At 45.3% G+C, this 13,927-nt stretch carries 12 protein-coding genes; 3 read left to right on the top strand and 9 right to left on the bottom strand.

The features are described 5' to 3' along the window. The first annotated feature begins 108 nt into the window (after positions 1-108). Positions 109-504 carry an MAPEG family protein gene (locus EP13_RS12020; RefSeq protein WP_044057500.1) on the top strand — a complete coding sequence of 132 codons (396 nt, stop codon included), beginning with the start codon at positions 109-111 and terminating at the stop codon, positions 502-504. An 81-nt stretch (positions 505-585) separates the two neighbouring features. Here EP13_RS12020 and EP13_RS12015 read toward each other — a convergent pair whose 3' ends face one another. Next, on the bottom strand, positions 586-3,198 hold the full coding sequence (locus tag EP13_RS12015) for a TonB-dependent receptor plug domain-containing protein (protein ID WP_044057499.1): 2,613 nt from the start codon (positions 3,196-3,198) through the stop codon (positions 586-588). Positions 3,199-3,666: 468 nt separating this feature from the next. Here EP13_RS12015 and EP13_RS12010 point away from each other — a divergent pair, with 468 nt between their 5' ends. Beyond that, positions 3,667-4,593, top strand: coding sequence for a transposase (locus EP13_RS12010; RefSeq protein ID WP_044057498.1), 927 nt, complete (start codon positions 3,667-3,669; stop codon positions 4,591-4,593). Positions 4,594-5,019: 426 nt separating this feature from the next. After that, positions 5,020-5,865 carry a formate/nitrite transporter family protein gene (locus tag EP13_RS12005; RefSeq protein WP_044057497.1) on the top strand — a complete coding sequence of 282 codons (846 nt, stop codon included), beginning with the start codon at positions 5,020-5,022 and terminating at the stop codon, positions 5,863-5,865. A 316-nt stretch (positions 5,866-6,181) separates the two neighbouring features. On the opposite strand, the gene EP13_RS12000 is transcribed toward EP13_RS12005, so the two are convergent. From EP13_RS12000 to hisD, 8 genes are all read right to left on the bottom strand, one after another. Then, positions 6,182-7,132, bottom strand: a complete 951-nt coding sequence (locus EP13_RS12000) for a LysR substrate-binding domain-containing protein (RefSeq protein ID WP_052364383.1) — start codon at positions 7,130-7,132, stop codon at positions 6,182-6,184. Between the two features lie 547 nt (positions 7,133-7,679). Then, positions 7,680-8,297, bottom strand: coding sequence for a bifunctional phosphoribosyl-AMP cyclohydrolase/phosphoribosyl-ATP diphosphatase HisIE (gene hisIE, locus EP13_RS11990; protein WP_044057495.1), 618 nt, complete (start codon positions 8,295-8,297; stop codon positions 7,680-7,682). Next, positions 8,294-9,106: an imidazole glycerol phosphate synthase subunit HisF gene (gene hisF, locus EP13_RS11985; protein ID WP_044057494.1), complete on the bottom strand. Its 813-nt coding sequence runs from the start codon at positions 9,104-9,106 to the stop codon at positions 8,294-8,296. Before hisF ends, hisIE begins: the two co-directional genes overlap by 4 nt. Continuing rightward, positions 9,088-9,825: a 1-(5-phosphoribosyl)-5-[(5-phosphoribosylamino)methylideneamino]imidazole-4-carboxamide isomerase gene (gene hisA / locus EP13_RS11980; RefSeq protein WP_044057493.1), complete on the bottom strand. Its 738-nt coding sequence runs from the start codon at positions 9,823-9,825 to the stop codon at positions 9,088-9,090. Before hisA ends, hisF begins: the two co-directional genes overlap by 19 nt. Next, positions 9,825-10,466 (bottom strand): imidazole glycerol phosphate synthase subunit HisH, encoded by a 642-nt coding sequence (hisH, locus tag EP13_RS11975; RefSeq protein ID WP_044057492.1) that lies wholly within the window; start codon positions 10,464-10,466, stop codon positions 9,825-9,827. Before hisH ends, hisA begins: the two co-directional genes overlap by 1 nt. Continuing rightward, positions 10,466-11,536 (bottom strand): bifunctional histidinol-phosphatase/imidazoleglycerol-phosphate dehydratase HisB, encoded by a 1,071-nt coding sequence (hisB, locus tag EP13_RS11970; protein WP_044057491.1) that lies wholly within the window; start codon positions 11,534-11,536, stop codon positions 10,466-10,468. Before hisB ends, hisH begins: the two co-directional genes overlap by 1 nt. Further along, positions 11,533-12,609 carry a histidinol-phosphate transaminase gene (gene hisC, locus EP13_RS11965; RefSeq protein WP_044057490.1) on the bottom strand — a complete coding sequence of 359 codons (1,077 nt, stop codon included), beginning with the start codon at positions 12,607-12,609 and terminating at the stop codon, positions 11,533-11,535. The genes hisB and hisC overlap by 4 nt, the downstream gene beginning before the upstream one ends. Continuing rightward, positions 12,609-13,916 carry a histidinol dehydrogenase gene (hisD, locus tag EP13_RS11960; RefSeq protein WP_044057489.1) on the bottom strand — a complete coding sequence of 436 codons (1,308 nt, stop codon included), beginning with the start codon at positions 13,914-13,916 and terminating at the stop codon, positions 12,609-12,611. The genes hisC and hisD overlap by 1 nt, the downstream gene beginning before the upstream one ends. Between the last annotated feature and the right edge of the window lie 11 nt (positions 13,917-13,927).

The following is a 13,927-nucleotide window of genomic DNA, read 5'->3' as shown; positions in this document are numbered from 1 at the left end:
GGTAATGAAGTTGAAGAAGGTCGCATTAGCGGCCTTTTTTGTTACTTGTAAGTGGGACTTGAATAACGTTTAATCATAAAAGATAAAAAGACTAATTGGAGTAGCTAAATGGTGTTACCTATTACGGCCTTCTATGTAAGCTTATTGGGAATATGCTACATATACCTGTCGTTTCTTGTCATTGGCGTACGGCGGTCAGCCCAAATCAGCTTGGGAGACGGGGGAAATGAAGATCTAAAACGCTTAACTAGAGCTCATGGCAACTTTAGTGAATACGTACCTATTACCCTTATAATGATTGCTTGCTTTGAAGCGAATACGGGGCAGGGATGGATAGTCCATGGATTAGCAGCCGCATTGTTATTTGGGCGAGTATTGCATGCCTATGGTTTGCGTCAACACGCTGGTGCAAGTTGGCAACGTATCGCGGGCATGATGCTTACATTTGCTTCTATGCTTATGGCTGCCATTGCAAACTTGGTGCTTATTCATTTCGGCCTATAAATAACGCTATCGCACAATGATAATAAAGCCCCACGCTAATCATTTTTCGCGCGGGGCTTTTTTGTGCCTTTAACGCTTTATTTAAAAAGAGTAGGTGACTTTGGCATAAGCGTAACGGCCTTGGAAACCGTAAGGCGAAAAGTTAGGGAATGGAATGATGTAATCAAACTGACCTGGATTGGGCTGATCGGTAATCACCGCTGACTCTGGATATTTGTCGAGTAAATTGTTAACGCCCACTTTGCCTTCTAGATTGTCGGTAAACAGATAACCTGCTTCCACATCAACAATAAATGCGGCGTCTACGGTGACATCTCCTTCTTGAGTCGTACCAGGTTGAGTGACTTCACCATAGTAGTTCGTTCTGAACATAAGTGATAACGCGTCGCCGCGCCAATTGGCAGTAAGGTTAGCTTTAACTTCTGGCGCTGCATTTTCTAGCCGTTCTCTTTCTCTTCGTGCAAAGAGTTGATCAGGTTCAAATAAATCGCTAGGCCCTGCCGTGGCAACCACATCACTCACATCGGTGTTGTTATAGTTAGCGCCTAGGCTTAAGCTTAAATCGCCATTTAGCACTGTACCTGCCGTATAGTTAGCCACTACATCAACGCCTTCGGTTACGCTGTTAACACCGTTCATGAAAAAGCGAACAGCGCCTACGCCTTCGATATTATTGTCGGCAAACACCTGTTGCACAATAACCGCTTCGTCGTCACTGTCTCCTAGCGTTTCTGAAAGCACAATGCGATCGTCTATTTCAATGCGATATGCATCGGCCGTTATGTTTAACTTATCTGTGACTGTCCAAGTAAAGCCAATGGAGTAGTTAGTCGACTCTTCCGCATCCAGCTGTTCCCCGCCTAGGGCAACGGCCGCGGCACTAGTTGACGCTATGGTTCCTACTTCATAGGCTACGCCATCCACAAAGTTTGTTGAAATTGAAGTGTAGAATTGCTGCTGTAGAGATGGTGCTCTAAAGCCCGAGCTAATTGAGCCTCGCAATGCGAAACCGTCATTAAAGGTATAACGCGTTGCTATTTTGCCGTTAAGCGTGGTACCAAAATCCGAGTAATCCTCAAAGCGGCCTGCTAACGCAATATTCCATGCCTCTGTGATATCGCTATCTACATCAACATAAAATGCGTACGCGTGCCTGTCTTCGTCCACTTCAGCAGCATCAGAGAAGTAAATAGCGCCCTGTGCAAAAAGACTGTTAGTGGGGTAAACAGGGTTTCCGCTCTCATCAAATATGGGGTTGCCACTTTCGTCTGTCATTTGACGGTTAGTGTACGCCTCTTCATCCCCAGCGGTAATTTGGAAAGCGTCTTGGCGGTACTCAATACCCATAGCAAAGGAAATAGGCGAATAGAGGCTGTCAAGGTCGATATAGCGAGAAGCATCAAAACTTAAGGTTGTTTGAGTGCTTGCTAACTCACCGCCATAAAAGCGAGTGGGTGTATCTAACAAGTAAGTCGCATTCGCGGTATTGCTGGTTGTATAGTCAACGGTATTTTTGCCGGTTACCACACTGGCATTATAATCCCAAATATCAGCACTGCCCTTAATGCCTGCGAGTACGGAATAGTCTTTAATTTCTGCTAATATTCGTGGGGTAAATCCATCCGGGTAGATTTCCTGAATTAGCAAGGCTTCATCAGATGCCTCCCGGTAAAACGCGCCAGAAAGGCTATCTTTGTCTTGAAAAGTTACCGTTGAGTAAGCTTCAATTCCGTTGTTGAAAACATAACCAGCGCTACCTAACAGGGTATAGCTCTCTGTTTCGGGGAGGCCATAATAAAATCGGTCGCGATCAGCATCTATTTCTCTTAAATCAAAACTACCATCTTCGTTTTTAGGGTAAGTATCGCCATCGTCGTATCCACCGCGACTTGTTCTGTTTGCGTGCGCGTATTCAGCGCTGATATTCACATAGCCATCGCTGCTTAACTGCAAGCCCCAATTGCCGGAAATCGTGTAATTTTCACCGTCGTTGCGGCTAATGTCATCACCATAAACCCCAGCAACACGGCTACTGCCATTTCCTACTACTGCGCCAGTGTCGTCCACTTGGACACCGACAAGTTCTGGTACGCCATCTACTGTGGTGTAATAACTTCCACCAGAAACGCTGATAGCACCACCTTCGCTGTCATCCTTTGTAATGATGTTGATAACACCGGCAATGGCGTCTGAGCCATACTGTGCAGCTGCGCCATCGCGCAAAATTTCTACGCGTTTAATGGCAGCAGAAGGAATGGCATTTAAATCGACAGACACAGAGCCTCTGCCAGCCGTGCCATTTAAATTAAGAATGGCGCTAGAGTGGAATCTGCGCCCATTGAGTAGCACTAGCGTTTGGTCTGGCGCTAGCCCTCTCAAAGAGGCTGGCTTAATGTGTTCAGTACCGTCTACGAGTGATGGCTGGTAGTAGTTAAAGCTGGGGACCACGTTTTGGAGTTGACGGCTTATATCTGTAAAACCGCCAGCTTGCAACGTATCTTCGCCGATAAGGTCAATAGGTACATTGCTTTCTACCACCGAGCGTCCTGGGCGGCGGCTACCTAAAATTACAATTTGTTCTGCTTCTTCAGAAAAGGTATCTGCTATCTCGGAGTTAGCTTCTTGTGCTGACAATGAGTTTGGAAGAGAAAATATAACGGCGCCAGCAAGGGCCGAAATCGGGAATAGTTTCATGTGTGTTCCTGAGTTTATGTCTTTAGCGATCACCCTTTATCGTTATATAGGTAGGCAGGTGTATTTAACTATTTGTTTTTTAGGGTACGACTAAAGTATACATTAGACAGGCAGTTAAGGATTAAACTTAGATGGAATAAGCGATAATGAAGTGTTTGAATTGTTTGCGTTTAAATGAGTTTCAAACGCGCTGGACTGCTGTTTTTCATGACAGCATTGACGCATTGAAGCGCATTAACGAGACCATTAACGAGACAGGCACAGCATTGACATGACAGGCACTTCTCGTGTCTCTTATAACACTTGTTTCGAGACAGGCACAGCAATAACGAGCATTAACGTGACAGGCACTTCTCGTGTCTCTTATAAAATTTGTTTAAAAGTAATATCTATTCTAGCCCTTCGGCCAGTACCAGTTATTTCAACACTGTGCACAATAGTGAGACTATTAAAGAATGTTTTATTGTTATGCCACAGCCACGTAAATCCCTTATTTGTTTAGAAAGCACGCCCTATTATCATTGTGTCTCGCGGTGTGTTCGCCGTGCATATTTGTGTGGGGTAGATGAGTTGACTGGTAAATGCTACGAGCATAGGCGCCAAGTTATTGAAGATAGGGCGCTAAAACTGTCCACTTCTTTTGCTATCGATATTTGTGCATTTGCTATTATGAGTAATCATACGCACTTAGTACTGCACGTAAACAAGGCCAAAGCTCTAGCACTGAATAATGATGAAGTACTTGCACGTTGGCATAGGTTTCACAAGGGGACGGTACTCAGTCGTCGCTATGTAGACACCAAGCAACGCCATACCTTGTCGGAAGCAGAGTTGAAGAGCGTAGAAGCTTTAGTGAAGGTTTATCGCCAGCGACTTTATAGCATCAGTTGGTTTATGCGTTTGCTCAACGAATACATAGCTCGTATGGCGAATAAGGAAGATGAATGTACCGGGCACTTTTGGGAGGGCAGGTTCAAATCTCAGGCTTTACTTGATGAAGCAGCCCTTCTAGCCTGCATGGCCTATGTCGACTTGAATCCTATTCGAGCTGGTGTAGCGAAAACGCTCGAGACATCACCACATACGAGTATAAAGCGTCGCATTAAAGCCGTGAAAAATAATGTTCAACCTAAAAAACTGATGCCTTTTATTGGCTCGCGAGAACGTACTCACATAGGGTTACGCTTTGAATTAAAAGATTATCTTCAACTGGTGGATGATACTGGTAGGAGTATACGGCAAGATAAACCAGGTTCTATTTCGGCTAATAGTGAACCTATTCTTACACGAGCGGGCTTAACTGAAGTTAGCTGGCAACTGATGGTCAATACCATTGAAACACAATTCTCAACTTCAGTTAGTGCTAGCATACTCGAACATAAAAAATGTGCATAGCCTTTCATAATGAACACTAAACCACGGGGTCTTCTAGAGGCCAATTGAACCAATCTCTTCAGTTCTCTTAATGGGCTCTTTTTATTAAATAAATATTCAGCATAAACGCACAAACTCCCTTAGCCTTAATGGTTTAGAGGCTTTTTATCGTACCGCAATTGCGATGGTCCTCGGTATTATCGAAGCAATTCAATACAAAACTCAAAACAAGACAGTCACCGTATATTACTAATCTTGCCTGTCACAATGACTGATATGAATACATATGCCTGTCTTGAGTCGAGGTTATTTTGTGTGACTGTCTATTCGTCATCTATTCGTCAAGCAACAGAAATGAATGTGACCGAAATACCAGGTGCAACACGTACCAATTTCTTAGTGATTTAACGTAGGACGTGAGTCTATTGGACTATGCTGGAGGCATTGATGACTGAAAAATCGCAGCAGTCAAAAGATAGAGAAAAAGATGTGGCATTAAGTCACACCGAAGAACAAGATGTAAGGGACAACCAAAGCTTAAATTCAGTTTCTCTTTATGCCATTGTACATCGCGAGGGATTAGAAGAGCTTCAGCGTCCCGTGATGTCTTTATGGTGGTCAGGCGTAGCAGCGGGTATCGGCATATCTCTTTCCATTTTAGCTGAAGGGATCTTGCATCACCTATTTGAAGATTCCCAATACCAGTTCGTAATAGAAAATTTAGGCTATACCGTTGGTTTTGTTTTGGTGATTGTTGGTCGGCTTCAGCTATTTACTGAAAATACCTTGTCTGTCATCTTACCGCTTCTTAGCAAACCTTCTGTGAATATGACGCTGTGCATAGCAAGGTTATGGTTAATTGTGTTTGCTGCTAATATGGTGGGTACATTTTTGGCCGCGGTATTCAGCTACACCTTACAAGCTGTTCCTCCCGAGCTGGTGGAGGGAATGACAGCTATTTCCAAACACTACGCCGAGTTCAGTGCTTCAGAAGCGTTTTCTTATGGCATAACCTCAGGCTTTATTATTGCCGCTATTGTGTGGATGAAGCCATCGGTGAAACATTCTCAAGTGTTGATGATTGTCATTTTCACGTACCTTATCGCCATAGGTAACTTTACCCACGTAATAGCGGGTTCAACAGAGCTCTTTTTACTAGTGCTTCAAGGGCACATTAGTGCTGCTGAAACTGTCGCTTTAATTGGCGCAACCTTGATGGGAAATATTGTGGGCGGAACTGGGTTATTCGCCCTATTGGCCTATGGGCAGGTGGTGCGAGAAATAGAGCGTTAAATAGAATATATGCCCCTAAAGCAAATAGCTATGGGGCATTTTCTAACGCGGCTTACTAATTTAGCGCATTAACAAGACAGGCACTTATCTCGCAGCTAGTGATAGACCAACTAAAAAAACAGCCATCGTGTGCTACTAATCTTGCCTGTCAAAGTGCCAGATTTGATTAACCGCATATGCCTGTCTTGTGTCGAGCAATGTCTGTCTTAAGTCGAGTGATGTCTGTCTTAAGTCGAGTGTTACTTATAGAAAGAGCCAGTAAAAACGAGATCCAAGCTAATCTAATGCTTAGAACAGCGTGAAGCTTTCGCTTCCCTTATTGTGTAACGAGGTAATGTAGCTCTTTGCTCGACAGTTTAACCTCATTGGCGGTCATTTGTTTTTTTAGCCAATCGCAAAAATGAGCAATGCGTTGCTGTTTTGGGGAGTTTTTCAAATATACAAAGTGATACTTCCAGCGCACAGGGTGAGGTTTTGCCACCGGTATAACTAGTTGCCCAGAATTTAGATATTGTCTTATCATAAAATCACCTGCCAGCATTACCCCTTGACCAGCCAACGCTGCGCTTAGGGCAAGGTCACTGGAAGATACTGTTGTTTTATTTAGCACGGTATTAGACAAATCTATTTTGTCGTTTTCGAAATAATTTTCCCAGTTTGCTTTTTCTTCACAGGCCAACGAAAGCAACCGCGCGTTTAGTAAATCCTTGACTGTCTTAAGTTGCATTTTAGACTGAAACTCAGGAGAGCAGGCCGGTATTACGCCGTCCTCAGCAAACTTTTCTACAACAAGCGTGTCATCAAGCAATGACGTTGTTGACGTGCTAAAACGAATGGCAACATCAATATTGCCATCGTGAAGGTTTTCAATGCGGTTAGATGCTTGAATGTTAACGTTTATATCGGGGAATAGGTTAAAAAACGCGAATAAATTAGGCATAAGCCACAGCGCGCAAAACGCTTGCGTTGAACTTATGGTTAAGCTGCCTTCTATGGGCTCTTCTTGCACTTGGTTCAGGCCGTTAATGATTTCGCTAAACCCATTTTTACACGACGCTAGAAGTGTACGACCCGGTGCGGTTAATAACATTTTTCGGCCTTGTCTGCGAAATAGGCTAATACCCAAATTAGCTTCTAGTTGACGCATTTGCTGACTGACTGCCGCTTGCGATATATGAAGTTCTTTAGCGGCTTTACTATAACTTTCGTTGCGTGCGGCTACTTCAAAACAAAGCAAATTGTTCAGCCACTTTAATCGCTTATCCATGATTGCTCTACTATAAGTTCAGCTTATTTTATACGTTAGTTTTTATCGTTGGTTTAGTAAAGGGAAATTCGCCACACTAAGGTTCTATAACACGATGGGTGGGGCTGGTATGAAGGGAACGATACAAAATACAGTTATAAAAGTGACTTCTAAAAACACGAGGAGTGGCAATGAGGAGGCGCGGGAAGTAAGGCGAAATGAAAACGGCCAGAGCCATGTTATTACCAAGAACACTAATGTACTAAAGGGGAATGATCCTACTTCTAACAAGCCAAAAGCGCATGCTAAGAATGGTGTGCTGGCGGTCATTAGTGATAAGCTAAACTTATGCATGTGGAGCGCCTACAAATGAATGAAAGCGATGTACTATAAACGAGAGAGCCGTGCTGGTTTAGTTTGGGTCATCGCTTTTTAACGAATGGCTGGCGAAAATATGCCTTATGTAGGCACAGAAATAAGCGCCAATTCTGATACACTTGCGAAAAAATACCCTTAAAGCATGAAGCGATAAGGGCATTTTATCTTAATAAATTATTCGTATGACGAATTATTTATGACGCTCGCGCAGCACATTCAGCGCGTCGTTTAACGACATATCACTGGCCTGAAGCAGTACGGTTAGGTGATACAACAAATCCGCGGCTTCGTTTTTAAGCTCTTCTTTGTCGTGTACCGTGGCGGCAAGCGCCGTTTCTACGCCTTCTTCACCTACTTTTTGCGCTATACGCTTGATACCTTTGTTATAAAGGCTAGCGGTGTAGCTGCTTTTCGGGTCAGCATCTTTACGATCCGCCAATACACGTTCTAGGTCTGCTAGGAAGGTAAATGCAGGGGTATTACCTTCAAACCAACAGCTTTCTGCACCTGTGTGGCAGGTAGGACCATTGGGGTTGGCAAGGACTAATAGTGAATCTTGGTCGCAATCGCAGGCGACACTCATTAAATCCAGTGTATGTCCCGATGTTTCACCCTTGGTCCAAAGGCGCTGCTTCGAGCGGCTGAAAAACGTGACTTTGCCTGTCTCAAGGGTCTTAGTTAACGCGTCTTGATCCATGTACCCTTGCATTAGCACCTTGCCCGATAGTGCATCTTGCACAATAGCAGGTAGCAGGTTGTCCATTTTGTCCCAGGCTAATTTGTTGCTGTTCTCATTAGTAATGATCACGGGTTTACTCCTTCCGCTTGCGCCGTTAAACCGTGACGCTTACGCATGGCAATGCCATTGCTAGTTAGTTCTGCTTTTAGCTCATCAATGTTGATGATGCCTTTGTGAAATACGGAAGCCGCCAATGCGCCATCTACATCCGCCTGTTGGAATACGTCGGTAAAGTGGGCAATTTCGCCGGCACCGCCAGAGGCGATAAGCGGTACTTCACATACGTCGCGTACGGCTTTCAACTGTTTTACATCATAGCCTTTGCGCACACCGTCTTGATTCATGCAGTTAAGCACAATTTCACCTGCGCCCCGTGACTGAACTTCTTTTATCCAGTCGATGGTTTGCCACTGGCTTTTCTGCGTGCGGTTTTCATCACCGGTAAATTTGTACACTTCATATTGGTCAGTCGCTTCGTTGTAAAAGCTATCGATACCAATAACCACGCACTGTTGGCCATACACATCGTGCAGCGCGTTAATAAGCTCTGGGTTACTTAGGGCAGGGGAGTTAATTGAAATTTTATCTGCGCCCATTTCCAAAATACGCCCAGCATCTTCAATGCTTTTAATGCCACCAGCGACACAAAACGGAATATCGATAACTTGCGCGATACGGCTCACCCAGCTTTTATCAACTACGCGCGCATCTGAGCTTGCGGTAATATCGTAAAATACAAGTTCGTCGGCACCCGCTTTCGCGTATTGCTCTGCAAGGGGCACAATGTCACCGATGATTTCGTGGTTTCTAAATTGTACGCCTTTTACTACTTTGCCGTCGCGTACGTCTAAACAGGGTATTATGCGTTTTGCCAGCATGCGATAGCCTCCTTCACGGTAAACTTACCTTCAAGTAAGGCGCGGCCAAGGATAACGCCAGCAACGTTAGTGGGCTTAAGTGTTTCGATGTCGTTAATGCTGCCAATACCACCAGAAGCTTGCCAGCTTACATTAGGAAAACGCGCCGCCATCTCCTGATACAACTCGGTGTTCGCGCCTTGCAGCGTGCCGTCGCGGCTAATATCAGTGCATAGTACATGCTTGGCACCAACGGTGCCGAAGTCTTCCAGCAAACCTTCAAGCGCCACACCTGAGTTTTCCTGCCAGCCGTGCGTCGCAATAAGCTTTTCACCGCTTTCGCTAATATTGATATCAAGGGCCAGCACAATGCGCTCAGGACTGTATTTTTCTACCCAAGACTTAACAAGTTCTGGCTGTTTTACGGCTAGTGAACCTATCACAACACGGCTAACGCCGGTTTCTAGAAGCTGGGCGACTTCCTCTTCGCTACGAATACCGCCGCCGGCTTGAAACTGCATGCGCTTGGTATCCACCATGGCTTTAATCAATTCTAGCTGACGCTTGCTGGTGTCTTTAGCGCCAGTAAGGTCAACGATGTGTAGCCAAGTTGCCCCTTGGTCGGCATAGTCGTGAACCACATCTACGGGGTCCAGTTCGTATTGGGTTTTTTGCTTGTAGTCACCTTGATATAAGCGCACTACGTGTCCGTCAATAAGATCTATCGCTGGAATAATCATTATAGATTCACAAAGTTAGTCAGAAGTTGGGCTCCGGCTTCGCCAGAGCGTTCTGGGTGGAATTGCACCCCGTAAAAGTTGTTTTTATTTATCGCCGCAGAAAACGTATTTCCATAGGTGCAGCTGGCCAGCGTGTGCTCGTATTCCGGCACTGCAAAGCTATGTACAAAGTAGAAATAGGTGTCTTGAGGAATACCTTTAAATAAACTTTCTTCTTTATGTTCGCTGTTGTGAGAGACAGTGTTCCATCCCATATGAGGTAAACGCACACCCTTTGATTCCATGCGCGCAACATGGCCGGGCATTAGGTTTAAGCACTCAATGTTGCCCGTGCCTTGAAATCCGCCTTCTGCGCTGGTTTCCACCATTAGTTGCATGCCTAAGCACACACCTAACACCGGCTGAGTAAGCGTCTGAAGCGCATCAACTAACGCTTTTTGTTTAATGCTAGCCATGGCCGCTGTTGCTGTGCCTACACCGGGTAAAAACACTTTGTCTGCGCTTTTAATCACCTTCACATCGTCAGATACATCGACTTCAACACCTAGACGTTCAAGAGCAAAACGTACCGATGAAATATTCGCGCAACCAGTATTTACAATAACTATTTTTTGTCGTTGGCTAGTGTTTACCACTGACATTATAGTGCTCCTTTACTGCTAGGTAGTGCGTCGCCTTGGCGTGTTATGGCTTGACGTAGTGCTCGGCCAAAGACTTTGTATAAGCTTTCAACTTGGTGGTGCGCGTTACCTTCGCTGGTGGAAAGGTGCAGTGATAGCCCCATGCTTTGTGCCAATGAGTAGAAGAAGTGAGGTACCATTTCAGTGGCCATCTCGCCTACCTTATCGCGGCTAAACTCTGCATCAAACTTAAGGTATGGACGGTTTGAAATGTCCATAATACATTCAGCGCGGCATTCATCCATTGGCAGCGCAAAGCCGAAACGACCAATGCCGCGCTTGTCGCCTAAGGCTTTTTTAAGTGCTTCGCCTAATGCAAGTGCGGTATCTTCAACACTGTGGTGATCGTCAATATGCAAGTCGCCATCTACCGTTACATTGAGCTCGAAACCGCCGTGCGTGGCAATTTGATCTAACATGTGATCGAAGAAGCCTAGGCCAGTTTGAATGGTCGACTTAGCCTGCGAATCTAGGTCTACGCGAACTTTAATGTCGGTTTCAGACGTCGTGCGAACCACTTCAGCAATGCGTGACGATGCTAACAGGCTTTTCTGAATATCATTCCAGTTTAAGCTTTCGCGATGGTATTGAAAGCTGCGAATACCCATATTTTCAGCAAGCTGAACGTCGGTAATTCTGTCACCAATAACGAAAGAGCGTGTGAAGTCTACTTTGCCCTGTTGGAGGTAATCTTTCACCAATCCAAGTTTCGGTTTGCGGCAGGTGCAGTTATCTTCATCAAAGTGCGGGCAAATCAGCACATCGTCAAAGGTTACGCCTTGGCTTTCAAAAATGGCCATCATGGCATTGTGTGGCTTGTCGAAGTCTTCCTGCGGGAAGCTGTCTGTGCCTAAGCCGTCTTGGTTACTTACCATAACCAATTTGTAGCCTGCGGCTTTTAGCTTAAGCAATACAGGAATAACATTGGGTTCGAAAACAAGCTTCTCTAGGCTGTCTAATTGCTTATCAACTGGCGGCTCTTCAACTAGGGTGCCGTCGCGGTCTATAAATAAAATGGCTTGCTGACTCATGCCGCGTCCTCATTTAAAAATTCATTAATTAATTGCATTAAGCGCTGATTTTGCTCTTCGGTGCCAATCGTAACTCGCAAACAATTCTGTAAATTAAGTTGTTTCGATTGATCGCGAATAAGCATGCCTCGGCTAACTAAAAACTGCATGAGTTCGGCAGACTTTGCGTACCTAAACAAAATGAAGTTAGCTTTTCTATCACCCACCAGGGTAAAGCCTTCAATGGCTGCGAGTGATTCAGCCAGCGCTTCTTTTTCGCGATTAATTGTGTCAACTTGTAGCGCAATTAGCGCCAACGAATCACTAGACAGTGCATTAGCCGCAATTTGTGCAACAGGCTCAGGTATTGGGTAGGGTGCAATCACTTTCAATAGTGCTTGAATGACGGGCTCTTGAGCAAGGGTGAAACCACAGCGTAACCCTGCCAGTGCAAAGGCTTTTGACAGCGTACGAAGCACAACAAGATTCGTGTAGTTGGCTATTTCTGTTGCCCATGTATTGCTAGCATCAAATTCGATGTAGGCTTCATCTACAACAACCAGTGCAGTATCCGCAAAGTGTTCTAACACGGTTTTGATGTCTTCGCGGGCGACCGACGTGCCCGTTGGGTTATTCGGTGCACAAATAAAAATAATGTTAACGTCTTCTTCAGCGCAAATGGCGTTAACATTTAGACTGAAGTCATCGTTCAAAGCCACTTTCTTAACGCCCACATCACAGGTTTCGGCACTAATAGCGTACATGCCGTATGTGGGGGGGCAAATCAGAATGTTATCTTTACCTGGTGTACAGAAAGTGCGAATAAGCAGTTCGATACCTTCATCAGCCCCTCGGGTAATCAAGACATTGCTTGCATCTAAACCGCTATAATTTGCATAGCCTTCAACCACACCGGTAGGCTGGCATGATGGATAACGATTAAAATTACTACTATCAACGTGGTATTCATTAGCAAACGGACTTTCATTGGCATTCAACCAATCTTGTCCACCTGAAAACAGCCTTCGAGCGGATTCGTATGGCTTTAAAGGTACCAAGTTCTCATTGATGAGTGTGTCAATAAGTTTAGACATTAGGCATTGCCTCCAAAACCTAATTTCTTCATGCGAAGCGCCACCGCTTGTTCGTGTGCATCTAGCCCTTCTGCGTTGGCCAACGCCATAATAGCAGGGCCCAAATTACGCATACCGTCAGCGCTTAACTCTTGAATGGTAAAGCGGCGCATGAAGTCTAGTAAGCCTAGGCTCGAATAGTTTTTAGCATACCCATACGTGGGTAACACGTGATTGGTGCCTGATGCATAATCCCCAGCCGATTCAGGGGACCAGGGGCCTAAGAAGATAGAACCTGCGTATTTGATTTTCGATAAATAGCGTCTGGCATCTTCAATTTGCACAATTAAGTGTTCAGGTGCATAAGCATTGCTTACCTCAATGGCTTCTTCAATCGAGCCGGCGAGAATATAGCGCGCATTTTCCATTGCTGGGCGCGCAATCTCTGCGCGTGAAAGTGTGGCTAGCTGACGTTCCACAGCCGCTTTTGCGTTTGCAATAAGGGTTGCATCGTCGCTGACTAAAATCGCTTGTGAGTCTGGGCCATGTTCAGCTTGAGACAATAAATCTGCGGCCACAAATTCCGCATCAGCCAAGGCATCGGCGAGTACTAATACCTCAGAAGGACCTGCAGGCATGTCAATGGCTGCACCGTCAGCGCGTTGGCTAACCTGTTGCTTGGCTTCCGTAACAAAACTGTTACCAGGGCCGAAGATTTTGTCTACTTGAGGAATCGTTTGTGTCCCTAAGGCCATGGCCGCAATAGCTTGCGCGCCACCACACAAAAATATCTTATCAATGCCACATTTACGGGCGGCGTAAGCAATCTCAGGAGCAATCAATTGCGCTTTGTTTGGCGGCGTACAAAGGAGTTTGTTTTCACAGCCCGCCACCAATGCGGGTACGCCTAACATTAATACCGTGGAGGGCAGAGGCGCACTGCCTCCAGGAATATACAACCCCACTGCGTCGAGGGCGGTAAAACGCAACTCGCAGTCTACGCCAGGCGTGGTGGTAAGTGCGATATCAGTAGGCGATTGAGCCTCGTGAAACTGCTTGATGTTGTTAAATGCAGTATCAATTGCAGCGGCTACCTCAGGGGTAACCTGCGCTGCAAGCGCATCAATATTCTCTTGAGATAAAATAAGAGATTGCAAATCAGGGCAGTCGAACGTGCGAGTATAATCAAGTACGGCCTCGTCGCCACTCGTTTCAACTTTCGCGATAATATCGCTAACAGTTTGCTTCAATTGTTGGCTATTGGCCATAGCCGGGCGCGCTAGCGCTTGTTTTTTCTCGTCAGATGAGAGAGATGACCAAGTAATCATAATCGTCTGCC

It is taken from the genome of Alteromonas australica, assembly GCF_000730385.1.
In the GTDB taxonomy this organism is placed as follows: Bacteria; Pseudomonadota; Gammaproteobacteria; order Enterobacterales; family Alteromonadaceae; genus Alteromonas; species Alteromonas australica.
Note: the sequence above shows the minus strand (reverse complement) of the source record. Positions and strands in the feature narration are given on the sequence as shown.

Excerpts from the sequence above, each read along its gene's own strand:
- hisH (WP_044057492.1), bottom strand. The coding sequence starts at position 10,466 with ATGTCAGTGGTAAACACTAGCCAACGACAAAAAATAGTTATTGTAAAT.
- EP13_RS12005 (WP_044057497.1), top strand. The coding sequence starts at position 5,020 with ATGACTGAAAAATCGCAGCAGTCAAAAGATAGAGAAAAAGATGTGGCA.
- hisD (WP_044057489.1), bottom strand. The coding sequence starts at position 13,916 with ATGATTACTTGGTCATCTCTCTCATCTGACGAGAAAAAACAAGCGCTA.
- hisF (WP_044057494.1), bottom strand. The coding sequence starts at position 9,106 with ATGCTGGCAAAACGCATAATACCCTGTTTAGACGTACGCGACGGCAAA.
- EP13_RS12015 (WP_044057499.1), bottom strand. The coding sequence starts at position 3,198 with ATGAAACTATTCCCGATTTCGGCCCTTGCTGGCGCCGTTATATTTTCT.
- hisB (WP_044057491.1), bottom strand. The coding sequence starts at position 11,536 with ATGAGTCAGCAAGCCATTTTATTTATAGACCGCGACGGCACCCTAGTT.
- EP13_RS12020 (WP_044057500.1), top strand. The coding sequence starts at position 109 with ATGGTGTTACCTATTACGGCCTTCTATGTAAGCTTATTGGGAATATGC.
- hisC (WP_044057490.1), bottom strand. The coding sequence starts at position 12,609 with ATGTCTAAACTTATTGACACACTCATCAATGAGAACTTGGTACCTTTA.
- EP13_RS12010 (WP_044057498.1), top strand. The coding sequence starts at position 3,667 with ATGCCACAGCCACGTAAATCCCTTATTTGTTTAGAAAGCACGCCCTAT.
- EP13_RS12000 (WP_052364383.1), bottom strand. The coding sequence starts at position 7,132 with ATGGATAAGCGATTAAAGTGGCTGAACAATTTGCTTTGTTTTGAAGTA.
- hisA (WP_044057493.1), bottom strand. The coding sequence starts at position 9,825 with ATGATTATTCCAGCGATAGATCTTATTGACGGACACGTAGTGCGCTTA.